The sequence below is a fragment of the Microbacterium sp. NPDC077391 genome, assembly GCF_040686955.1.
Classification (GTDB): domain Bacteria; phylum Actinomycetota; class Actinomycetes; order Actinomycetales; family Microbacteriaceae; genus Microbacterium; species Microbacterium commune.
The window spans coordinates 143,833-167,172 of sequence record NZ_JBFBMI010000004.1 but is presented as its reverse complement, the minus strand read 5'-3'; the positions used below and the strand labels follow the sequence as shown (position 1 = coordinate 167,172).

Annotated in this window: 19 protein-coding genes and 1 pseudogene; 7 read left to right on the top strand and 13 right to left on the bottom strand. The window is 69.6% G+C overall.

Annotation, left to right across the window (positions count from 1 at the left end):
* From AB0O65_RS11740 to gabT, 4 genes are all read right to left on the bottom strand, one after another.
* Positions 1–1,566 (bottom strand): APC family permease, encoded by a 1,566-nt coding sequence (locus AB0O65_RS11740; protein WP_363385320.1) that lies wholly within the window; start codon positions 1,564–1,566, stop codon positions 1–3.
* Positions 1,566–2,459, bottom strand: a complete 894-nt coding sequence (locus tag AB0O65_RS11735) for a universal stress protein (RefSeq protein WP_191712789.1) — start codon at positions 2,457–2,459, stop codon at positions 1,566–1,568. The genes AB0O65_RS11740 and AB0O65_RS11735 overlap by 1 nt, the downstream gene beginning before the upstream one ends.
* Complete coding sequence (locus tag AB0O65_RS11730) at positions 2,456–3,835, bottom strand: NAD(P)/FAD-dependent oxidoreductase (protein WP_071643848.1); 1,380 nt, start codon at positions 3,833–3,835, stop codon at positions 2,456–2,458. Before AB0O65_RS11730 ends, AB0O65_RS11735 begins: the two co-directional genes overlap by 4 nt.
* 87 nt (positions 3,836–3,922) lie before the next feature.
* On the bottom strand, positions 3,923–5,281 hold the full coding sequence (gene gabT / locus AB0O65_RS11725; protein WP_363385316.1) for a 4-aminobutyrate--2-oxoglutarate transaminase: 1,359 nt from the start codon (positions 5,279–5,281) through the stop codon (positions 3,923–3,925).
* A gap of 95 nt (positions 5,282–5,376) precedes the next feature.
* Here gabT and AB0O65_RS11720 point away from each other — a divergent pair, with 95 nt between their 5' ends.
* The gene (locus tag AB0O65_RS11720; protein WP_363385313.1) at positions 5,377–6,882 is read left to right on the top strand and encodes a PucR family transcriptional regulator ligand-binding domain-containing protein; all 1,506 of its coding nucleotides are present in this window, start codon (positions 5,377–5,379) and stop codon (positions 6,880–6,882) included.
* Between the two features lie 10 nt (positions 6,883–6,892).
* On the opposite strand, the gene AB0O65_RS11715 is transcribed toward AB0O65_RS11720, so the two are convergent.
* Positions 6,893–8,329: a helix-turn-helix domain-containing protein gene (locus AB0O65_RS11715; RefSeq protein WP_363385310.1), complete on the bottom strand. Its 1,437-nt coding sequence runs from the start codon at positions 8,327–8,329 to the stop codon at positions 6,893–6,895.
* A 144-nt stretch (positions 8,330–8,473) separates the two neighbouring features.
* Here AB0O65_RS11715 and aceB point away from each other — a divergent pair, with 144 nt between their 5' ends.
* From aceB to AB0O65_RS11695, 4 genes are all read left to right on the top strand, one after another.
* Positions 8,474–10,138, top strand: coding sequence for a malate synthase A (aceB, locus tag AB0O65_RS11710; protein ID WP_363385307.1), 1,665 nt, complete (start codon positions 8,474–8,476; stop codon positions 10,136–10,138).
* A 28-nt stretch (positions 10,139–10,166) separates the two neighbouring features.
* The gene (locus AB0O65_RS11705; RefSeq protein ID WP_363385304.1) at positions 10,167–11,762 is read left to right on the top strand and encodes an isocitrate lyase; all 1,596 of its coding nucleotides are present in this window, start codon (positions 10,167–10,169) and stop codon (positions 11,760–11,762) included.
* Between the two features lie 150 nt (positions 11,763–11,912).
* A complete protein-coding gene (gene rraA / locus AB0O65_RS11700; protein ID WP_363385301.1) occupies positions 11,913–12,377 on the top strand; it encodes a ribonuclease E activity regulator RraA in 465 nt (154 codons plus the stop codon).
* 128 nt (positions 12,378–12,505) lie between these two features.
* Positions 12,506–13,723: a pyridoxal phosphate-dependent aminotransferase gene (locus tag AB0O65_RS11695; protein WP_363385298.1), complete on the top strand. Its 1,218-nt coding sequence runs from the start codon at positions 12,506–12,508 to the stop codon at positions 13,721–13,723.
* A 43-nt stretch (positions 13,724–13,766) separates the two neighbouring features.
* Here the strand turns inward: AB0O65_RS11695 and AB0O65_RS11690 are convergent, their stop codons facing one another.
* From AB0O65_RS11690 to AB0O65_RS11655, 8 genes are all read right to left on the bottom strand, one after another.
* On the bottom strand, positions 13,767–14,162 hold the full coding sequence (locus AB0O65_RS11690; RefSeq protein WP_363385295.1) for a VOC family protein: 396 nt from the start codon (positions 14,160–14,162) through the stop codon (positions 13,767–13,769).
* A gap of 32 nt (positions 14,163–14,194) precedes the next feature.
* A complete protein-coding gene (locus AB0O65_RS11685) occupies positions 14,195–15,331 on the bottom strand; it encodes a UDP-N-acetylmuramate dehydrogenase (protein WP_363385505.1) in 1,137 nt (378 codons plus the stop codon).
* Positions 15,332–15,347: 16 nt separating this feature from the next.
* Positions 15,348–15,749, bottom strand: coding sequence for a MaoC/PaaZ C-terminal domain-containing protein (locus AB0O65_RS11680; protein ID WP_271639539.1), 402 nt, complete (start codon positions 15,747–15,749; stop codon positions 15,348–15,350).
* Positions 15,749–16,210 (bottom strand): MaoC family dehydratase N-terminal domain-containing protein, encoded by a 462-nt coding sequence (locus AB0O65_RS11675; protein ID WP_271639538.1) that lies wholly within the window; start codon positions 16,208–16,210, stop codon positions 15,749–15,751. Before AB0O65_RS11675 ends, AB0O65_RS11680 begins: the two co-directional genes overlap by 1 nt.
* Before the next feature lie 58 nt (positions 16,211–16,268).
* On the bottom strand, positions 16,269–17,066 hold the full coding sequence (locus AB0O65_RS11670; RefSeq protein ID WP_271639537.1) for a sulfite exporter TauE/SafE family protein: 798 nt from the start codon (positions 17,064–17,066) through the stop codon (positions 16,269–16,271).
* Positions 17,067–17,135: 69 nt separating this feature from the next.
* A complete protein-coding gene (locus AB0O65_RS11665) occupies positions 17,136–18,683 on the bottom strand; it encodes a tripartite tricarboxylate transporter permease (RefSeq protein ID WP_363385290.1) in 1,548 nt (515 codons plus the stop codon).
* On the bottom strand, positions 18,683–19,228 hold the full coding sequence (locus AB0O65_RS11660; RefSeq protein WP_271639535.1) for a tripartite tricarboxylate transporter TctB family protein: 546 nt from the start codon (positions 19,226–19,228) through the stop codon (positions 18,683–18,685). Before AB0O65_RS11660 ends, AB0O65_RS11665 begins: the two co-directional genes overlap by 1 nt.
* 1 nt (position 19,229) lies before the next feature.
* Positions 19,230–20,246, bottom strand: a complete 1,017-nt coding sequence (locus tag AB0O65_RS11655) for a tripartite tricarboxylate transporter substrate binding protein (protein ID WP_363385287.1) — start codon at positions 20,244–20,246, stop codon at positions 19,230–19,232.
* Positions 20,247–20,405: 159 nt separating this feature from the next.
* On the opposite strand from AB0O65_RS11655, the gene AB0O65_RS11650 reads away from it, so the two are divergent.
* Together AB0O65_RS11650 and AB0O65_RS11645 are read left to right on the top strand one after the other, a co-directional pair.
* Positions 20,406–21,674, top strand: a complete 1,269-nt coding sequence (locus AB0O65_RS11650; protein WP_363385284.1) for a PAS domain-containing protein — start codon at positions 20,406–20,408, stop codon at positions 21,672–21,674.
* Between the two features lie 38 nt (positions 21,675–21,712).
* Positions 21,713–23,295: pseudogene (locus AB0O65_RS11645) on the top strand (AMP-binding protein).
* The last annotated feature ends 45 nt before the right edge of the window (positions 23,296–23,340 follow it).

Here is a 23,340-nt window from a genome sequence, read left to right as displayed (position 1 = left end):
TCAGCGGCGGCGGGCGCTGGGCGGGGCGTCCACGCTCAGCGTCTCGCCGCGGAAGAAGGCGGGGGCGAAGATCCGCTGCACGAACATCAGCACCGCGCCGAAGACGAGCAGGCCGACGCCGATGAAGAACACGATGCCGATGCCGCCCTCGCCGTTGGCGTCGACGCCGATGGCGATCGATCCGTAGTCGGGCGCGAGGCTGTCGACCGCGGTGATCACGAACAGCACGAGCAGGATGATGCCGCCGACGAGCGGGCTGGCGAACTTGAAGAAGAAGTCCTTGCCCGAGTCGAACCACTGGCGGCGGAAGTACCACACGCACGAGAGCGCCGTGATGCCGTAGTAGAAGCAGATCATCATGCCCAGCGCGAGGATCGTGTCCCACAGCGCGTCCTCGCTGAGGAAGCGCATCACGGCGTAGAACCCGCCCGCGACGAACGCGGACACGATCGTCGCGTAGCCCGGGGTGAAGAAGCGCGGGTTGACCCGGGCGAACTTCCGGGGCATCGCGCCGTAGTGCCCCATGGCGAGCAGGGTGCGGGCCGGCGAGATGAACGTCGACTGCAGCGACGAGGCAGACGAGGTGAGCACCGCGAGCGAGAGCAGGAAGGCGAGACTGCCCATCACCGGACCGGACAGCGCGAAGAACACGTTGCCGCCGATGTCCTCGTTGGTCAGACCGAGGCCCTCATCGCCGATGCCGGAGTACATCAGGCTGCTGATGGTGAGCAGGAGGTAGATGGCGATGATCGAGACCACCGTGAGCATCGCGGCGCGGCCCGGCGTGCGCTCGGGGTCCTTCGCCTCCTCGTTCATCGTGAGGGTGACGTCCCACCCCCAGAACATGAAGACGGATGCCGACAGCCCCATCACGATCATCGAGAGTCCGCCCTGGATCTCGAACGGGTTGAACCACGCGAACTCGGGCAGGTTCGCCTCGAACGCGCCGCCCTGCACGGTCTCGACGATCGCCATCACGGAGAAGAGCACGAGGATCGCGACCTGGAAGGCGACCAGGCCGTACTGCAGCTTCTGCGACGTCGACACGTCGCGGTACGACACCCAGGTCGCGAGGGCCACGAAGATCAGGCACACGGCGACGTTGACGAACGGGTTGCGCGTGATCGACGCGATCTCCTCGTTGCCGGAGATCTGCGAGATCAGCAGGAAGAGGAAGTCGACGGCGATGCCGGCGAGGTTGGACAGCACGAGGATCGTCGCGACGATCAGGCCCCACCCCGCCATCCACCCCACGTACGGGCCGAAGGCGCGGGTGGCCCAGGTGAAGCTGGTGCCCGAGTCGGGCATGGCCTTGTTGAGCTCGCGGTAGCCGAAGGCCACGAGCAGCATCGGGATGAAGCCGAGCAGCAGGATGGCCGGAACCTGGAACCCGACGGCGCCCACCGCTCCGCCGATCCCGGCGGTGTACGTGTACGCCGGGGCGATGCACGAGATGCCCATCACGAGGGCACCCAGGACGCCGACGGTGCCGACGCTGAGACCCTTGCGGGAGATACCGGTCGTGACTCCGGAGTCGGGCGCCATCGCCCGATCGGTGCTGGACATCAACGTTCTCCTGCTTCAGCGCGGGTGCGCGGGACGACGATCATGGGTACGGGAAGCTCGTGCAGCATCTTCGCCGCAGTCGATCCCAGGAAGAGCCGGCGGGGCTGGGCGAGTCGGCTGGAGCCAACCATGACGACCTCTCCCGGATGCCAGCGCAGGTGCGCCACGGCGTCTTCGACGCTGTCTCCTGCCGCACGCTCGACCTCGGCGTCGATGCCCTCGGGGAGGGCTGCCCGCACCTGCTGCAGGACGTCCTCTCCGTGCGCGTTCTGCGCGAGGGTGATCGCGCCGGTGTCGAGGCCGGCCGGCACGTCGAACGGCACGAGCGAGACGAGACGCAGGGTGCCGTGGGCGGCTGCCGCGAGGCGGGCCGCCTCCTCGACCAGCGCGTCGGCGCCGGCACGGGTGCCGACGGCCGCCGTCACCCGCGGGATCGGCATCTCGGCGTCCGCGTTGTCGCGGGAGCCTGCGGGTGCCAGGGCGACGGGGATGGGCGAGGAGTGCACGAGTTCGGAGGCGACGGAGCCGAGGCGGTGGCGGCCGAGGGTGGTGCCGTTGGCCGCCCCGACGACGAGGAGCCGCGCGTCGAACTCCTCGCCGGCGGCGATGATGCCCTCGGCGAAGGATTCGTTGAAGCGCACGTGTCCGAGGCAGCGGACATCGGCGGGCACCTGAGCGACCGCTGTCCGCAGCCACGCCTCGGCCTGCGCGCGCACGTGCTCCTCGAAAGCGCGCTCCGGGGGCACCACGGCCGAGCTGCGGGTGCCCTCGGGCGGAAGCACGATGACGAGATCGAGATGCGCGTCGATGCTGCGCGCGAGCCTGGCCCCGAGGGCGAGGGCGTCGGCGCCCTCGTCCGTCGCCGTGTATCCGACGACGATCGACCCGGTCATGCCTCGGCGACCTCGGCGCCGGCCTTCTCGAGGATCTGCGAGGCGGCGAGGCGCCCCATCCGGATCGCACCGTCGACGTGCTGGTACCCGGCGCCGGCCATGTCGCTGCACGCGAAGTGGATCGGGCCGACGGCGGTGCGCAGGTCGGCGCCGTAGCGGTGCAGGCCGCCCATGTCGAAGCTCGCGGCGTAGGCTCCGCGGGTCCACTCCTCGCTGCCCCAGTCGCTCTCGTAGTACACGACCGGGTTCTTCGCCTCGGGACCGTAGTAGTGCGACAGCGACTCGAGGATGCGCTCCTTGCGCTCCTCGGCGCTCAGCGTGAACAGGTCGTCGGCGTTCTGGTCGCTGACGAAGCCGACCAGCGTGCCGCGCTCGTCACCGTGGTTGGTGTTGTCGTACGCCTCGTGCGAGAGCTCGTAGGGGCTGAACGCGGTGCCGCTGAGGCCCTGTTCCCGCCAGAACGGGCGGTCGTACACGGCGTGCACCTTGATCACGAAGCCCATCGACAGGTGCTGGTGCAGCTGGTGCTGGCGGCGCGGCAGCGGCGGCACGAACGAGATGCGGTCGTACAGCACGGGGGCGTGCGCGAGGATCGCGTGCGTCGCGCGAACGGTCATGCCGTCGGCGTGCGCGACCACTCCCTGGTCGGACCACTCGAGCGTGCGCACCGGCTGGTTCAGGAAGACGTCGTCGCCGAGGCGCTCGGCGAGCAGCTGCGGAACCTGCTGCAGGCCGCCGACCACGCGCTTGTCGAGGATGAAGTCCGCGTCGACGAGGTTCGAGTACGACCCGGCGGATGCCGCCATCAGCAGCGACTGCAGCAGCGAGAACGCATGCGTCGGCTTGGTGAGCATGGCGGAGCCCGTGGCGAAGGCGAGGTTTCGGACGGCCTCGTCATCGTCGGTCTGCCGGCGCAGCCAGGCATCCCAGGTGATCGAGTCCCACTCCGCGGCGTTCGGGTGCTCCCACGGACGGTCGGGGTCGATCTCGGCCACCATCGCGTCGAGGCGCTCGGTGATCTCGGCGATGACGGCCTCTGTCTCGGCCGACACGGGGAACATCTCTCCCGTGAAGCGGTGCACCGCACCATCGGGACCGACGTAGACGCTGTCGCCCTCGCGGTAGCGGTCGAAGGTCTCGAGGCCCAGCTCGGCGATCGTCTCCTTCAGCGCGTCCTGATCGGGCGAGACCCACTGACCGCCGAGTTCGAGCATCGCGCCCTCGATCTCGTCGGTCCAGAGCCGGCCGCCGACGCGGTCGCGCGCCTCGAGCACGGCCACCGACAGGCCGGCCCTGCGCAGCTCGTTCGCCGCTGTGGTGCCGGCGGCTCCCGCGCCGACGATGACGACGTCGCGCGTGATCTCGTGCTCTGCCATGGGTGATCTCCTTTGATGCGGAATGTACGAGTCGGGGTGTGTCGGCCGCGACCCCTGATCCCCCGACCAGGGTCGCGGCCGACCGTCTCAGGCGCCCTGGAGCGCGGTGGCGAGGACGTCGATGCCCTCGTTCAGCAGGTCGTCGCCGATCGACAGCGGCGGCAGGAAGCGGATGACGTTGCCGAAGGTGCCGCAGGTGAGGATGATGACGCCCTCGGCCACGCACGCCTTCGCCACGGCGGCGGTGAGGGCCGCATCCGGAGCGCCGGTCTCGGGGTCGACGAATTCGACGGCGATCATCGCGCCGTGGCCGCGGATGTCACCCAGGCGCGGGTCGTTCTCGCGGATCGCGCCGAGGCGGTCGGTGAGCACCGCACCGATCTGCTGAGCCCGTTCGATGAGCCCGTCGTTCTCGAAGGCGTCGATCGCGGCGAGCGCGGCCGCGCAGGCGATCGGGTTGCCGCCGTAGGTTCCGCCCAGGCCACCGGCGTGGGCGGCGTCCATGATCTCGGCACGGCCGGTGACGCCGGCGAGGGGCAGGCCGGCGGCGATGCCCTTGGCCGTGGTGATCAGGTCGGGCTCGATGCCGAAGATCTCGCTGGCGAACATCGCACCGGTGCGAGCGAAGCCGGTCTGCACCTCGTCGGCGATGAAGACGACCCCGTTGGCGCGGCACCAGGCCACGACCGCGTCGAGGAATCCGTCTGCCGGGACGATGAAGCCGCCCTCGCCCTGGATCGGCTCGATGATCACGGCGGCGAGGTTGTCGGCACCGATCTGCTTCTCGATGAGGGTGATGGCGCGCGCGGCCGCCTCGGCGCCGGTGAGCCCGTCGCGGTACGGGTACGAGCCCGGAACGCGGTAGACCTCGGGGGCGAACGGTCCGAATCCGGACTTGTAGGGCATCGACTTCGCGGTCAGCGCCATGGTGAGGTTGGTGCGGCCGTGGTAGCCGTGGTCGAAGGCGACGACGGCCTGGCGTCCGGTGTGCTTGCGGGCGATCTTGATCGCGTTCTCGACAGCCTCGGCACCCGAGTTGAACAGCGCCGTCTTCTTCGCGAAGTCGCCGGGGGTGAGGCGGTTGAGCGCCTCGGCGACGTCGACGTACGACTCGTACGGCGAGACCATGAAGCAGGTGTGCGTGAACTGCGCGGCCTGGGCGGCGACGGCGGCTGCCACCTTCGGGTGGGCGTTGCCCACGCTCGTCACGGCGATGCCGGACCCGAGATCGATGAGCGAGTTGCCGTCGGCGTCGACGACGACACCGCCGCCGGCGGCGACGACCGAGACGGGCATCGAGTGCGCGACTCCGGCGGCGACGGCGTCGGCCTTGCGGGCGAGGATCGCGGCGGAGCGCGGACCGGGCAGGTCGGTGACGACACGACGGACCTGCTCGAGGGTGGGTCCGCCTGCGGGAATCGTGGAGGTCTCGTCGATGAGGGTCATGAGGCGAGGCTACGACTCGGCCCGACGGGACGCATTCGCCGCAGCGTACACTTCTGATCATCCATTCGCCGCGTTGTACAACATGAGGAGATCCCGTGGAGATCGCCACCCCGCCGACGCTGCGCACGCTGCTGGGAAACGGGGATCTGCGCCTGAGCCTGGTGTCCGCCGAGCGCTCCCTCGCCGACGGGGCACTCGACCGCCCCGTGCGCGGCGTGCACAGCTCGGATCTGGTCGACCCGACGCCGTTCCTCGCCGATGATCTCGTGCTGATGACCACCGGCAGCCAGTTCGCCGACCACGACGAGCGCGGGGTCGGCGACTACGTCGCCCGTCTCGTGCACCGCGGCGTGCGAGCGCTGGGTTTCGGCTCGGGTGTGCACCGGGTGGGACCGCCCGACGAGCTCGTCGCCGCGTGTGCGGCGTCGGGGCTCGCGCTGTTCGACGTGCCGTACGACATCCCGTTCCTCGCCGTCGCCCGAGCACACGCGGAGGCGATGGCGTCGCACGCGTACGCTCGGCGCACCTGGGCGCTCGAGGTGCAGCGCGCTCTCGCCGTCGCGGCGCTGCGGCCGCGCGGCCTGGAGGCGACCCTCGCCGAGCTCGCTCGGCGGATGGGCTGCTGGGTGGGGCTGTTCGACTCGAGCGGGACGATCGCTCAGGAGCATCCGGCCTCTCTCGCCGGCGGCGCGGATGCGGTGGCGGATGCCGTCGCCGAGCTGCTCGGCCGAGGGACGACCGCGACGCGCTCGCTCGAGGAGGGCGAGCGCACCGTGACGCTGTACACCCTCGGTCGCAGCTCGCAGCTGAAGGGCGTCATCGCGGTCGATCTGCGCCCCATCGACGCCGAGGCGCGCGCCGTGATCACGACCGTGATCGCCATGGCGGGCCTGGCGCTCGAGCAGAGCGAGCAGCTCGCCCGCGGGCGCCGCCGCATGCACACTCAGCTGCTCGCCTCGCTGCGGGCGGATGATCCGACCCTCGCCCGGCGCACGCTCGGAGCCCTGCCCCCGGCGCCGATGGTCGTCGCGACCGCCGCCGACGCGCCGGTCGAGGCGATCGTCGGCTGGTTCGAGCGGCAGCGCGCGGTCGGCGGCACGGTGTCGTTCGTGGCGGAGGACGCCGACGGGCTGACGATCTGCCTGGGGGCATCCTCCAGAGCGCTGCTCGACCAGGTGGCGGGGCGATTCGGCATCCGGATCGGCGTCTCCGAGCCGGCCGAGTACAGCGCGTTCTCGCATGCGCATGCGCAGGCGACGACCGCTCTGCAGCGTTCCGGCGGGGACGGCGTGATCGAGTATCACGACGTCGAATCCGGCGGAGTGCTCGACGCGCTCGTCTCGGCCGAGACGCGGACCCTGGCGCGCACGAGGCTCGCGCCGCTGCGCACGCACGACGCGACGACCGGGGCGGAGCTCGAGCGCACCCTGCGGGTCTGGCTCGAGCAGGACGCGCGCGCAGAGCAGACCGCGGCGACCCTCGGCATCCATCGCCACACGCTGCGCAGCCGCATCGCGCAGGCTGCTGTCCTGCTCGGCACCGACCTCACCTCGTTCCCGGCGCGGGCGGAGCTGTGGGCGACGCTGCGCGCGGCCGGCTGACAGCGCGACCTCAGCGCGGTGCGTGCGCCTCGAGGAATTCGTACACATCGGTCGTGTCGACGCCCGGGAACGACCCGGTCGGCAGCGTCGCCAGCAGGGTGCGCGGCGTGCGCACGTTCGGCCACGACTGATCGCGCCAGCGCCGCTCGAGCTCGGCGGGCGCGCGCCGGCAGCACGTCTCGACGGAGTGCTTCGACACGCCGCGGTTGGGCGTGTCGCGGCCGACGAACCATTTCGTGTCGTCGAAACGCACACCCACGCTCACCGAGTGCAGGCCCTCGCTCGACGGCTCGACGCGCGCCGTGCACCAGTAAGTGCCGTTGCCCGTGTCGGTGTACTGGTAGTACGGGTTGAAGCGGTCGTCGACGTCGAACACCTCGCGGCTCGTCCACCGGCGGCAGCACATCTGCCCCTCGATCGAGCCGAGGCGGTCGGTCGGGAAGTTCACGTCGTCGTTCTCGTACGCTTTGGTGATGGTGCCCGACTCGTGCACCTTGAGGAAATGAACCGGGATGCCGAGGTGCCGGGTCGCCAGGTTGGTGAAGCGGTGCGCGGCGGTCTCGTACGAGACCGAGTACGCGTCGCGGACGTCTTCAATGGAGATGGCGCGTCGCTCCTTGGCGTCCTGCAGCACCGGCACGACGTGGGATTCGGGCACGAGCAGGGCGCCGGTGAGGTAGTTCGTCTCGACGCGCTGGCGCAGGAACTCGGCGTAGCTGCGCGGCTCGGAGTGACCGAGGATGCGGCTCGACAGCGCCTGCAGCACGGCCGTGCGCGCGTCGCCCTTCGCCGGAACGCTGCTGGAGAGGTACAGCCGACCGTGCGCGAGATCGGCGACGCTGCGCGTGGACTGCGGCAGGTCGGGCGCGTAGTGCAGCGTGAAGCCGAGGTGGGCCGCGATCTCCGACGCGGTGCGCTGGGTCAGCGGCCCGCCCGGGTGACCCACCGCGTCGAGGATCTCGCGCGCCTGCGCTTCGAGCTCGGCGAAGTAGTTGTCCTGTCGGCGCATGAGATGGCGCAGCTCGAGGTTGGCGCGGCGAGCCTCCTCCGGCGTCGCGGCGCGCTCGTCGCGCAGCCGCTCGATCTCGCCGTGCAGCGCGAGCATCGCGTCGATCACGTCATTCGAGAGCGACTTGCCGATCCGGAACGACGGAATGCCCAGAGCCTGGAACGTCTGGCCCTTCATGGCGCGCTCGAGCGCGATCTCGCGGGTCGCGCGCTCATCGAGGGGCTCGCCCTCGAGCAGCCCGTCCAGGGTCGTGTCGAGCACCCTGGCGATCGTCTGCAGGAGGGTGAGCTTCGGCTCGCGCTTGCCCGTCTCGAACATCGACACCTGGCTCGGCGCGCGGCCGATGCGCGCGGCGAGATCTTCCAGCGTCATGCCGCGGGCGAGGCGCAGCTGCCGGATGCGGCGGCCGATGGTGAGCGCGTCGGAGTCGTCGATCATGAACGCAGTCTGTCACAGAAACAGAAATTCATCCGAACTTCTCCGACCATTCGGCCATCAGGGGTGTATTTCTTCACGCACAGTGGATGCCACGCCCCCCGTCAGCCGCCTGGCCGACCGAACATCTCACGGAGGAGAACGACCATGAGCACTGCCCCTGCAACCGCCCCCGCGCGTACCGCCGCCGCTGCCGTCTCCGCCGACCTCGGCCCGACCCTGCACATCACCGGACCACGCCTTGCCCGCCAGGACGAGATCCTGACCGCGGAGGCCATCGCGTTCCTCACCGAGCTGCACCACCGCTTCGGCGGGCGGCGCCACGATCGCCTCGCCGATCGGATGCGCCGTCGGTTCGAGATCGGCAACGGCCACGACCCGCGCTTCCGCGACGACACCGCGCACATCCGCGACGACGCCGACTGGCGGGTCGCCGGAGCTGGGCCCGGTCTCGAAGACCGCCGGGTCGAGATCACCGGGCCCACGGATCCGAAGATGACGATCAACGCCCTCAACTCCGGTGCCAGCGTGTGGCTGGCCGACCTGGAGGACGCCACCAGCCCGACGTGGCGCAACATCATCGGCGGCCAGCTGACGCTGCGCGACGCGATCCGCGGCGAGCTCACCCACACCAGCGCCGACGGCCGCGCATACCGGGTCACCGCCGAGCAGACGCCCACCATCGTGATGCGCCCCCGCGGCTGGCACCTGCCCGAGAAGCACGTCGAGTTCACCGACCGCACGGGCCGCCGGCTGGCGGCATCCGCATCCCTGATCGACTTCGGGCTGTACTTCTTCCACAACGCCCGGGCGCTGATCGACGCGGGGCGGGGCCCGTACTTCTACATCGCCAAGATCGAGTCCCGCGAAGAGGCCCGGCTGTGGAACGACGTGTTCTCGTTCAGCGAGGAGTACATCGGGATCCCGCACGGCACCATCCGCGCGACGGTGCTGATCGAGACGCTGCCGGCAGCCTTCGAGATGGACGAGATCCTCTACGAGCTGCGCGACCACTGCGCGGGCCTGAACGCCGGCCGCTGGGACTACATCTTCTCGATCATCAAGAACTACCGCGGGCGCGGCGCGCGGTTCGTGCTGCCCGACCGCAGCGAGGTCACCATGACGGTGCCGTTCATGCGGGCGTACACCGAGCTGCTGGTGAAGACCTGCCACCGGCGCGGAGCGCACGCGATCGGCGGTATGAGCGCCTTCATCCCGAACCGACGCGACGCCGCGGCCACGGAGCACGCGCTGCAGAAGGTCGCCGCAGACAAGCGCCGCGAAGCCGGCGACGGGTTCGACGGCACCTGGGTCGCACACCCCGACCTCGTCGCCGTCGCGAGGGCCGAGTTCGACGCGGTGCTCGGCGAGCGCCCGCACCAGCTCCACCGCCGGCGCGACGACGTCGAGGTGACGGCGGCGCAGCTGCTCGACCTGCGCATCGGCCGGCCGGTGACCGATGCCGGCGTGCGCGAGAACGTCTCGGTGGCCATCCGCTACCTCGAGGCGTGGCTGCGCGGGCAGGGCGCGGTCGCCATCGACGGCCTGATGGAAGACGCCGCGACCGCCGAGATCAGCCGTTCGCAGGTGTGGCAGTGGATCCACCAGGATCGCCGCACCCAGGAGGGCACGGCGATCACCGTCGACCATGTCGAAGGCCTGATCCGCGATGTGCTCGCCCAGGCGGCGCGATACGAGGGCGACCGGTTCGACGATGCCGCAGAGATCTTCCGCGAGGTGACTCTGCGCCCCGAGTTCCCCGCGTTCCTCACCCTGCCGGCGTACTCGCGCTACCTGACCGACAACGACTGACCATCCCTCCCCACACGAAGGACATGCCATGACCCGCTACCAGGACGACATCGATGCCATCCGGCAGCTCACGCACGCGCAGGGCGCGGGCTGGGCCGCCATCGACCCCGAGTCGGCAGCGCGCATGCGCGCGCAGAACCGGTTCCGCACCGGGCTGGAGATCGCGCAGTACACGGCCGACATCATGCGCCGCGACATGCAGGAGTACGACGCCGACTCCTCGGCGTTCACCCAGTCGCTCGGCGTCTGGCACGGCTTCATCGGGCAGCAGAAGATGATCTCCATCAAGAAGCACCTGAAGTCGACGAACAAGCGCTACCTGTACCTGTCGGGCTGGATGGTCGCGGCCCTCCGTTCCGAGTTCGGCCCGCTCCCCGACCAGTCGATGCACGAGAAGACCGCGGTCCCCGCGCTGATCGAAGAGCTGTACACGTTCCTCCGGCAGGCGGATGCCCGTGAGCTCGACCTGCTGTTCACCCAGCTCGACGACGCTCGGGCTGCCGGCGACGAGACGGCCGCGGAGTTCATCCGGTCGCAGATCGACGAGCACGAGACCCATGTCGTGCCGATCATCGCCGACATCGACGCCGGCTTCGGCAACCCCGAGGCGACGTACCTGCTCGCGAAGAAGATGATCGAGGCCGGCGCCTGCGCCATCCAGATCGAGAACCAGGTCTCGGACGAGAAGCAGTGCGGTCATCAGGACGGCAAGGTCACCGTGCCGCACGAGGACTTCATCGCCAAGATCAACGCGGTCCGCTACGCGTTCCTCGAGCTCGGGATCGACAATGGCATCATCGTCGCGCGCACCGACTCGCTCGGCGCCGGCCTCACGCAGAAGATCGCCGTCTCGCGCCAGCCGGGCGACCTGGGAGATCAGTACAACTCGTTCCTCGACGTCGAGGAGATCGCACCGGCCGACCTCGGCGACGGCGATGTCGTGATCAAGCGCGACGGCCGGCTGCTGCGCCCGAAGCGGCTGGCCAGCAATCTGTATCAGTTCCGCGCGGGCAGCGGCGCCGACCGCGTCGTGCTCGACTGCATCACCTCGCTGCAGCACGGCGCCGATCTGCTGTGGATCGAGACCGAGAAGCCGCACGTCGAGCAGATCGCGGAGATGGTCGACCGCATCCGCGAGGTGGTCCCGAACGCGAAGCTGGTCTACAACAACAGCCCGTCGTTCAACTGGACGCTGAACTTCCGCCAGCAGGCGTACGACCTGCTCGCCGAGCGGGGCGAGGACGTGTCGGCGTACGACCGCGACAGGCTGATGAGCGTCGAGTACGACGACACCGAGCTCGCGGCGCTGGCCGACGAGAGGATCCGCACCTTCCAGCGCGACGGGTCCGCGCGGGCGGGCATCTTCCACCACCTCATCACGCTGCCGACGTACCACACGGCGGCTCTCTCGACCGACGACCTCGCGAAGGGCTACTTCGGCGACGAGGGCATGCTCGCGTACGTGAAGGGGGTGCAGCGGCGGGAGATCCGCGGCGGCATCGCCACCGTGAAGCACCAGAACATGGCCGGCTCCGACCTGGGCGACAACCACAAGGAGTACTTCGCGGGAGAGGCCGCGCTGAAGGCGGGCGGCCAGCACAACACCATGAACCAGTTCAGCTGACCCGCCCTTCGGCGGGCTCAGGGCCCCATCCTGGGACGCTGAGCCTGTCGAAGCGCACGCCTTGGGCCTCTGAGAATGTCGAAACCGCCCTTCGGCAGGCTCAGGGGCCCCATATGTGAGCCCGACGAGGGTCCCTGATAGGAGTGAGTCATGACATCCACCGCTGACCTCTACGACGTACACGGCGACGACCTGCAGTCCCTGTCCCTTCAGCTGCGCTCGTTCGGCGGGCGCAGCTCATTCGAAGGCCCGATCCGCACGGTGCGGTGCTTCCAGGACAACGCGCTGCTGAAGTCGCTGCTCTCGTCCCCCGGCGAGGGCGCCGTGCTCGTCGTCGACGGCGACGGGTCGTACGGCACGGCGCTGATGGGCGACATGATCGCGCAGCTCGCGATCGACAACGGCTGGGCCGGCGTCGTCATCCACGGCTGCATCCGCGACAGCGTCGCGATATCGGCCATGCCACTCGGCGTGAAGGCGCTCGGCACCAATCCGCGCAAGAGCGGCAAGCAGGGCACCGGCGAGGCCGACGTCACGGTCGAGTTCGGCGGCGTCACCTTCCGCCCGGGTGCGCGAGTGTACGCCGACGACGACGGCGTGCTCGTCGAGCACTGAGCACGGCATCGGGCATCGCGCACCCGACCCAGCAAGAATCCCGATTTCTCCGGATCGCGCGGTTTCGCGGTTTCTCGCCTGCGAATCCGACCGGTGCGGCGCCCGCCGCCGCGAGTACGATCGGAGGCGTGACCGAACGCGCCCCTCTCTCCCGCAAACTGTCCGCCATCGCCGAATCCGCCACTCTGAAGGTGGATGCCAAGGCCAAGGCCCTCAAGGCCGAGGGCAAGCCCGTCATCTCGTATGCCGCCGGCGAGCCCGACTTCGCGACGCCGCAGTTCATCGTGGATGCGGCGGCGAAGGCCCTCGCCGACCCGGCGAACTACCGCTACACCCCCGCCGCGGGTCTTCCCGAGCTGCGCGAGGCGATCGCCGCGAAGACGCTGCGCGACTCGGGCCTGGAGGTCTCGCCGTCGCAGATCATCGTCACCAACGGCGGCAAGCAGTCGGTGTATCAGGCGTTCCAGGCGGTCGTGAACCCCGGCGACGAGGTGCTGCTGCCCGCACCGTACTGGACGACCTATCCCGAGGCGATCCAGCTGGCCGACGGCGTGCCCGTCGAGGTGTTCGCGGGCGCAGACCAGGAGTACAAGGTCACCGTCGAGCAGCTCGAGGCCGCGCGCACCGAGCGCACCACCGTGCTCGTGTTCGTCTCGCCGTCGAACCCGACGGGCTCGGTCTACACCGCCGACGAGACGAAGGCGATCGCCGAGTGGGCGCTCGAGCACGGCATCTGGGTCATCAGCGACGAGATCTACCAGAACCTGACGTATGAGGGTGCGAAGGCCACCTCGATCGTCGAGGCGCTGCCCGCGATCGCGAACCAGACCATCCTCGTCAACGGCGTCGCGAAGACCTACGCGATGACCGGCTGGCGGGTCGGCTGGATGGTGGGACCCGCGGACGCCATCAAGGTCGCCGCGAACCTGCAGTCGCACCTGTCGAGCAACGTCAACAACGTCGCCCAGCGCGGCGCGATCGCGGCTCTGAACGGCCCGCAGGACGAAGCCGAGAAGATGCGCGAGGCGTTCGATCGCCGTCGCAAGCTGATCGTGGCGGAGCTGTCGAAGATCGAGGGGATGGTCGTGCCCACCCCGACCGGCGCCTTCTACGTCTACCCCGACGTGCAGGGTCTGCTCGGCCGCACCTGGACGCGGCGCGACGGCAGCACCGTGACGCCGACCACCTCGCTCGAGCTCGCCGACTTCATCCTCGACGAGGCCGAGGTAGCCGTCGTGCCGGGCGAGGCCTTCGGCCCCTCGGGCTACCTGCGCCTGTCGTACGCACTGGGAGATGACCAGCTGCTCGAGGGCGTGCAGCGCCTGCAGCGCCTCTTCTCGGTCTGAGGTCGGTCACCGGCTACTCGACACTCGATACCGGGGTCTGCCGTCAGCCCTGGTATCCGATGAGCCAGGGCACGCCGAAGCGGTCGACGAGCGTGCCGTCGTGGTCGCCCCACGGGCGCTTCTGCAGCGGGTCGATGATGCTGCCGCCCTCGGCGAGCGCGTCGAACCACGCCGCGAGCGTCTCAGGCTCCGCGGCACCCAGAAGCGAGAAGAACATGCCGTTCATCGACACCGTGCTCTCGCCGGCCGCGGCATCCGCCGCCGCCAGCTCGATCGGGCCGTCGAGCATGCCATGCGCGATCGCGTCGCCGGGACCGTCGGCGCGCCCCGCCTCGGCATAGGTGAACAGCCGCGTCTCACCGCCGAACACCGATGCGTAGAACGACAGCGCCTCTGCGGCGCTGCCGGGGAAGAGCAGATACGGGATCAGTCCGGCCATCCGGCGAGTGTACGCGCGGTGCCCCGTTCGATCTACAGGTCGACGCCGACGAGCACCGGCTCGGGCTGCAGCAGCAGGCCGAACTCGGCGTGCACGCGGCTCTGGATGAACCTGGCCAGCTCGCTCAGCTCGGCCGCGGTCGCGCCGCCCCTGTTGCTGAGCGCGAGCGCGTGCTTGGTCGACAGCCCCGCGCGGGACTGCGGCAGACGGAATCCCTTGCGGATGCCGGTGTTCTCGATCAGCCATGCGGCGCTGACCTTCACCGAGGCGACGGGCTTCTCCTCCCGCGGTGCGAGTCCGTAGTACGAATCCAGCGGGATGACGGTCACCGAGTCGAGATCCGGCTCGACGGGCCACCGCGGGCACTCCGGCGGGAGGGTCCGCGCCACGGGCTCGGGCACGATCGCATTCTGGAAGAACGAGCCGGCGCTCCACGTGTCGGGGTCGTCGGCGTCGAGCAGCATGCCCTTCGCGGCGCGCGTCTCGAGGATCCGGGAGCGCACCCAGGCGAGCGGAACGGCCTCGTAGCCCTCCAGTCCCAGGGCTCGGCGCAGCTGCTCGCCGCGCACCACGCGCCCCGCATCGCCCGTGACGGCGAGGTCGAGGGTCACCGAGACGATCACGGCGCGCCGGCCCTCGGCCTCGCCGTAGTGGTGCTTGAGCACGGAGGTGCGAAAGCCCAGGCCGAGATCGGCCGCCGGCAGCACGACGGGGGTGTGTTCGTGCTCGTCGATCAGCTCGACCTCGACGAGCGTCTCCTGGATCTCCTGCCCGTACGCCCCCACGTTCTGCACCGGAGCGGCGCCGACGGTGCCGGGGATTCCGCTCATCGCCTCGATGCCGGCGTAACCGCGCTCGACGGTGTAGGCGACCAGGGCATCCCAGTTGTGTCCGGCCTGCACGCGCAGCCGGACGCGGCCCTCGTGCGGCGACGGCAGCTCTTCGATGCCCTCGGTGAGCACACGGATCACCGTGCCCTCGAAGGGCGCATCGCCGACGAACAGGTTCGATCCGCCTCCCAGCACGAACCAGTCCTCACCGGCTGCCCAGACATCCTGCAGCGCGGCAAGCAGCTGTTCGCGGGTGCGCGCCTCGAGCATCCGCTGCGGGGCCGCGCCGGTGCGCAGCGTGGTGAGCTCGCGCAGGGCGACGGGGGTGACCTCGATCACGTCGGCGGATGCCATGTCAGAGCGCGACCCGCAGCTGGGCCTTCACGAGCACGGTCGTCTCGGCCGCCTTCACGGTGAGATCGATGCGCGCAGCGACCTCGTCGACGGCGCCGACCTTCGCGACGATCTGCACGTCGGCGCCCGCTTCGGCGTCGACCACGACCGGCTTGGTGAAGCGGACGCCGTAGTCGACCACGCGCGTGTCGGCGGGCAGAGCGGAGAGCACGACCGACGAGGCGATGCCCATGGTCAGCATCCCGTGCGCGAGTACGCCGGGGAGGCCCACCGCGGCGGCCACGTCATCGCGGTAATGGATCGGGTTGAAGTCGCCGGAGGCGCCGGCGTAGCGCACGAGCGATTCGCGGGTGAGGTGCACGATGCGCTCGGCGATGACGTCACCGACCGTGAACTCGGCCATCACGCGGCCTCCCCTTCGCTGTCGGAGCCGACCAACAGCACGCTGACGGCCGTGACGACGTGCGCGCCCGCGGCATCGGTGATGCTCGCCTCGCTCGTGATCATCGCGTTGCCGCCCATCGACCGGATGCCCGTGACGGCCAGCTGCGCGGTGAGCTCGTCTCCGGCGACGATCGGTCGCGTGTACCGGAAGCGCTGCTCGGCGTGGATCGTGCGCGCGAGGACGATGCCCGAGTCGGGCTCGCTGAGCAGCTGCTGCAGAGTCAGGTCCTGGATCACCATCGGGAATGTGGGCGGCGCCACGACATCGGAGTAGCCTGCGGCACGAGCCGCGTCGACATCGATGTGCTGCGGGGCGTCGGCGAAGACGGCGCGGGCGAACTCGCGCACCTTCTCACGGCCGACGAGGTACGGGGCCGTCGGCGGGAACTCCCTGCCGACCAGTTCACTGTTCACGGGCACCCCACGATCCTAACGGGGAGCCCTGAACGCGCTCTGCCTGGCGGGCCGTGCGAATGCCTCAGCGGGTGCGCGACCGCAGTGCCTTCAGCGCCATCTGCACGGCGATCACGACGAGATACGCCGCGAAGAGGATGTTGCCGGCGAAGGGGTCGATCATCGTCGCGAGCCAGGCGCCGAGCGCGGTCGTCGTGCAGGCGGAGACGCCGATCAGGGCGGCCGCCACCAGGTCGACGTTGTGGTGACGCAGATTGCCGATGGTCCCAGAGACGGCTGTCGGGATCATCATCAGCAGGGAGGTGCCCTTGGCGACGAGGTCACTCGTGCCGAAGCCGAGCATGAGAACGGGGACGACGACCACCCCGCCGCCCACGCCGATCAGTCCCGCGATGACGCCGGTGACCACGCCGACCGCCACGAGCGCGATGCCGTTGAGCCAGCCGAGCTCGAATTCGGCGGCCCGTGAGGGGATCACGATGAAGAGGCTCACGATGACGACGAGCAGGAAGGCGACGAAGCCCCAGCGCAGGGCTGTCTGCGAGACGCGGGGCAGCAGCCGCGAGCCGATCTGCGCACCCACCACCGCGCCGGCGGCGAGGATCAGCGCGGGGAGCCATGCCACCGAGCCCGACATCGCGTACGAGATGACGCCGACGCTCGCGGTCGGGACGATCGCCGCCAACGACGTGCCGGCTGAGATCCGCTGACCGAAGCTGAGCAGCAGCACCAGCAGCGGCACGATCACCGTGCCGCCTCCCACCCCGAACAGCCCCGAGAGCAGGCCCGCTGCAAGCCCGATGCCGATGAAGGAGAGGTAGGCGCGGGGCCCCCGGGTGATGGCCTGGTGCTCTGCGTTCACGCAGTTCAGACTATCGCCGGCGGCCCCGCGCTCCTGAGCCGAGCCCGCTCGGCATCCGGCCCTCTCGGCTCAGACCTCCTGGTCGGCCTTGATCGGAACGGCGATCGACTCGGTCAGCGCCTGCTCGTAGCGGCGCTGTCGCCGCCGCAGCCAGAGTCCGCCCGCGACCAGCACCGCGAGCACCGCGTACGCGGTGGCCGCGAACGGCTGCGCGACCAGCGTCGACAGGTCGCCCTGGCTCAGCTGCAGCGCCTTGCGCAGATACTCCTCCCCCATCGGGCCCAGGATCATGCCGACGACCAGCGGAGCCACGGGGTACCCGAAGCGGCGCATGAAGTACCCGAGCACGCCGATGAGCGCGAGGATGAGGATGTCGACGACCGCGAAGTTCAGCGCGTAGGCGCCGAAGGCGGCGAACAGCAGGATGCCCGCGTAGAGATAGGGGCGCGGGATCTGCAGCAGCTTCACCCACATCCCCACCAGCGGCAGGTTCAGCACGATGAGGATGACGTTGCCGAGGTACAGGCTCGCCACCAGCGCCCACACCAGAGCGGGCTGGGTCTGGAACAGCTGCGGCCCGGGCTGCAGACCGTACGCCTGGAAGGCGACCAGGATGATCGCCGCGGTCGCCGTGGTCGGCAGCCCCAGCGTCAGCAACGGCACGAGGACCCCGGCCGCTGCGGCGTTGTTGGCCGATTCGGGTCCGGCGACGCCCTCGATGGCGCCGTGTCCGAACTCCTTCTTGTGCTTCGACAGCTTGCGCTCGGTGGCGTACGAGAGGAAGGTCGCGACGTCGGCGCCGCCCGCCGGGATGGTGCCGATCGGGAAGCCGATCGCGGTGCCGCGCAGCCACGGCTTCCACGAGCGCTTCCAGTCGCTCTTCGTCATCCAGCTGCGCCACCCGCCGGTGACCGGGATGACGTCGATCCCGCCGTGTCGCAGACGCGCGGCGATGTACAGCGTCTCTCCGACGGCGAACAGGCCGACGGCGACGAGCACGATGTCGATGCCGTCCGACAGGGGCAGCAGCCCCAGCGTGTAGCGCTGCTGAGCGGTCAGCGTGTCGGTGCCGACCAGGCCCAGGAAGAGGCCGACGCCGAGCGACGTCATGCCTCGCGGCACCGAGCTGCCGATCAGTGCGCCGACGGTGACGAACGCGATGACGATGAGCGCGACGTAGTCGGCAGGGCCGAGGTTCACCGCGAACTGGGCCAGCACCGGGGCGAGCAGCGTGAGGCCCACGGTCGCGATCGTGCCGGCGATGAACGAGCCGATCGCCGCTGTCGCGAGCGCGGCCGCGCCGCGGCCGAGCTTGGCCATCCTGTTGCCCTCGATCGCGGTCACGATCGAGGCGGACTCGCCCGGGGTGTTGAGCAGGATGCTGGTGGTCGAGCCGCCGTACATCCCGCCGTAGTAGATGCCGGCGAAGGTGATGAGAGCGGCCGTCGGGTCGAGGGTGTAGGTCAGCGGCAGCAGCAGCGCCACCGTCATGGCCGGTCCGATGCCGGGCAGCACCCCGACGGCCGTGCCGACCAGCACACCGAAGAACGCGAAGACGAGGTACTGCGGCTGCAGCGCGGTCGCGAAGCCCTCGAGAAGAAGAGTCCAGCTGTCCATCAGAACATCCCTCCGAGCCATCCGAGCGCCGGTCCCCAGGGCAGCGAGAGCCCCATCAGTCCGCCGAAGACGACCTGCACGACGAGGCTCAGCGCCAGGCCGATGATGAAGGCGAGCCACCAGCGCCTGGCGCCCAGCGACCACGCGACGATCCCGAAGAGCAGCGCCGCCGCCGGCGCCCACCCGATGAGGTCGATGAGCAGCAGATGCGCGACGACGGCCCCCACGATCTTCGCGAGGGTGAGCCAGTCGGTCTTCGCCTCGGGGTCGATGTCCTCTCCCTCTTCGAGCTCGGCGCGGTTTCCACGCAGCACCGAGACGAGCACAGCGACCGCAGAGCCGAGCAGCACGATCGACACGAAGATCGGGAAGATCGTCGGACCGACTTTCACGCCGACGGGAACGTGGATCGAGAAGGCCCCGATGAGCGCGAACGCGCCGAGGGCGAGCATGAGCAGGGCGAAGACGAGTTCTCCGACGGGAACCCGCTGAGCGGGCCGAGTCTCCTCGGCCCGCTCAGTCGCCCCGGGGTGCGGGGCGTTCATGTCAGATCAGTCCGATGTTCTCGAGCGTCCCGGTGACGTCGGCGATGCTCTCTTCGAGGAAGGCGTCGAACTCGTCGCCCGCGAGGAAGGCATCCGCCCACCCCTTCGTCTCGAGCTCCGACGTCCACGCCTTCGACTCGTGCATCTCGGTCACGATGCGCTCGAGTTCGTCACGGTCGGCGTCGGAGATGTCGCCGGGGGCGACCACGCCTCGCCAGTTCGTCAGCACGAGGTCGTACCCGGCGTCGGTGATGGTGGGCACGTCGGGCAGCGATTCGACGGGTTCCGCCGACGAGACGGCGAGCGCGCGCATCGAGCCGTCCTCGATGTACTGCAGGAACTCTCCCACTCCCGAGATGCCTGCGGCCACCTTGTTGCCGACGAGCAGCGAGACGGCCTCGCCACCGCCGGAGTTCGGCGTGTAGTTCAGCTTCGCCGGGATGTCGGCCCCGTCGACGCCGGCCTCTTCGAGCAGCAGACCGGCGAGGATGTGGTCGGCGCCACCCGCGGAGCCGCCGGTGACCGTGATCTCCTGGCCCTTTTCGACGATGTCGTCGACGAGATCCTCGAGGGTGTCGTACTTCGAGCTCTCGGGCACGACGACCACGAGAGGTTCGTCGGTGAGGCGGGCGATGGGCGTGGTGTCCTCGAGGCGCGCCTTCGAGGCATTCGTCTCGATCGCGCCGACCATCACCAGCCCCATGACCATGAGCGTTGCCGGATCCTTCTGGTTCGCGAGCTGCGCGAGGCCGACGGTGCCGCCGGCGCCGCCGACGTTCGTGACCGGAGCCGATCCGACGATGTCGCCGTCGGTGAGCACCTTCGCCATCGCCCGACCCGTCTGATCCCATCCGCCACCCGGATCTGCGGGGACGATGAGCGAGACGTCCGTGAACGACGATGCGTCGCCCTTCGCGTCGGAATCCGATGCGGGTGCGGCATTCTGCGACGAGCATCCGGCGAGAGCCAGTGCCGCGACTGCGGCGATGGCGACCAGAGCTGAGCGTGACTTCTTCATGCGCTCCTCCTTGAGCGGTGTAGGGATGCTGGCAACCGTATGCACCGGAGGGACACCGGATCTGCTTCTGAAATCATTGGTCGGGCTTTCGAAACTATTGGTCTCGCATGCCCCGCGAGCGGCCGTTGCCCCGCTCCCCGGCTCGGCGAGAATGGTCTGGTGGCCTCGAGGATGATGCGCGCGTCGCAGATGACGCACAGCGGGATGACGCTGCGGGTGCAGCTGATCCTGCTGCAGGCGCTGATCGTCTCGGTCGTGACGCTCATCGCCGGCGTGACGGCCGGCATCATCCAGGCGCACACGGTTCGCGACGCATACGAAGACCGCATGCTCGCGGTGGCGCAGTCGATCGCGTCGATGCCCGTGGTGCTCGATGCGTTCGACGACGCGAACCCGTCGGCGACCGTGCAGCCGCTCGCCGAGACCATCCGCCGGGCATCCGATCTCACGTATGTCGTCGTCGCCGACGCGAACGGCATCCGCTTCTCTCATCCGAATCCGGAGCGGATCGGGCAGAAGGTCTCGACCGATGCCTCGGTGCCGCTCTCGGGCGAGATCTACATGGGCACGCAGACCGGCACGCTCGGCCCGTCATGGCGTGTGAAGGTGCCGGTGTTCGACGGCTCCGATGTGATCGGCACGGTCTCGGTCGGCATCCTCGAGTCGCAGGGCACAGGCGAGTTCGTCGGGAATCTCACCTGGATCATCGGCGCGATGCTGGCCGCAGTCGTGCTGGGGCTCTTCGGCTCGGCGTGGGTGACCTCGGTGATCAGACGGCGTATCCACCTGCTCGAGCCGCACGAGATCACCGCGCTCGTGCGCAATCAGGAGACGACGCTGCACGGCCTCAGCGAGGGTGTCATCACGGTCGACGCCTCAGGCACCATCACCTTGGCGAACGATGCCGCGGCCCGGCTGCTGGGAGCGGAGGCGAGCGAGCTCACCGGCGCTCGTGCGGCCGATGTGCTCGACGACGAGCTGCGCGCGGTGCTCCGTGACGGTGAGGACGCGGGTCGTCCGGTGATCGTCGGCAGTCACGTGCTGGTCGCCCGCGGCACCGGTGCGCGGCAGGGCGGCGAGGCGGTGGATGCCACTCTGCTGCTACGCGATCACACCGAGCTGCACGATGTCGTGCGCCGGGTCGAGGCGGCCGACGCCATCATCGCCTTCCGACGCCGTGCCGGCCTTCCCAAGGGCCTCAGCGCCGAGACCCTCGACCGAGTCGTCACCGCTCTGGACGAGCACCCCGACACGTCAGCCGCCGAGCTCGGCGAGGTGCTCGGGATGTCGAGGGTGAGCGCGCGGCGCTATCTCGAGCACCTCGCGAGCACCGGCCGTGCCGTGCGCACGCTGGACTATTCAACCAAGGGGCGCCCCGGCACCCGCTATCGGATCATTGAGACGGTGTCTCAGACCGTGCGAGACTGACGCCCAGCAAGCCGCCCGCTCTGATCGAAGGAGATCACATGCTTCGCAGCCCTCTGCCCGACGTCGAGATCCCGGCGGTGTCGATCTACGATTACCTGTTCTCCGACCTCGACGAGTCGACGCTCGACACCGTCGCGATCGTCGACGGCACGACCGGCGGCGAGACCACCTACCGCCAGCTGATCGCACAGATCGGGCTGTTCGCGGGCGCCCTGGCCGCCCGTGGCATCGCCGTCGGCGACCGGGTGGGGGTGCTCTGCCCGAACGTCCCGGCATTCGCCACGGTGTTCCACGGCATCCTGCGTGCCGGAGCCACCGCCACCACGATCAACTCCCTCTACACAGCAGACGAGATCGCGAACCAGCTGGCCGATGCCGGCGCGGAGTGGCTGGTGACGGTGTCGCCCCTGCTCGCCGGCGCGAGGGCTGCGGCGACGCAGCGCGGCATCGCCGACGACCACCTGATCGTGCTCGACGGCGCGGCCGGGCATCCGGGTCTGCGCGATCTGCTCGGCGAGGGACACGCCGCCCCCGACGTGTCGTTCGACCCGGCGACCCATCTCGCTGTGCTGCCCTACTCGTCGGGCACGACGGGGCGACCCAAGGGCGTCATGCTCACCCACCGCAACCTCATCGCCAACGTCGCCCAGGCCCGGGCGATGCTGAGCGTCGACGACACCGATCGCGTGCTCGCCGTGCTGCCGTTCTTCCACATCTACGGCATGACCGTGCTGCTGAACTTCGCGCTGCGTCAGCGCGCGGGGCTCGTCACCATGCCGAAGTTCGACCTTCTCGAGTTCCTGCGCATCATCTCCGAGCATCGCACGACATGGGTGTTCGTCGCGCCGCCGATCGCCGTCGCCCTGGCCAAGCATCCCGTCGTCGATCAGTACGATTTGTCGGCGGTCAAGGTGATCTTCTCGGGCGCGGCTCCGCTCGACGGCGGACTCGCCGCCGCCGTCGCGGCCCGCCTCGGCTGCGAGGTGGTGCAGGGCTACGGAATGACCGAGACCAGCCCGGCCGTCAACCTGATCCCGGCAGGGCGTCCTGAGATCGACAAGTCGTCGATCGGCCGCTCGTGCCGAACACCGAGGCACGACTCGTCGATCCCGACACGGGTGCGGACGTGCAGGTTCCCGCCGACGGCCACAGCGCCCCCGGCGAGCTGTGGGTGCGCGGGCCGCAGGTCATGGTCGGCTACCTCAACCGACCGGATGCCACGGCCGAGATGCTCGATGCCGATGGATGGCTGCACACCGGAGACATCGCGACGGCTGCTTCCGACGGCACGTTCCGGATCGTCGACCGCCTCAAGGAGCTGATCAAGTACAAGGGCTACCAGGTGGCGCCGGCGGTGCTCGAGGCGGTGCTGCTCGAGCATCCGCTGGTCGCGGACGCGGCCGTGATCGGCGCTCAGGACGAGGACGGCCAGGAGGTGCCGAAGGCGTTCGTCGTCGCGCAGCAGGATGCGACGCTCACTGCGGAGGATGTCATGACGTTCGTGGCGTCGAAGGTCGCACCGCACGAGAAGGTGCGGCAGGTGGAGTTCATCGACGGCATCCCGAAGTCGGCATCCGGCAAGATCCTGCGGAAGGATCTGCGCGCACGACAGGCCGGTTGACCTGCGTGCCGCATGAAGAAGCCCGCCACCCCGGAAGGGGCGGCG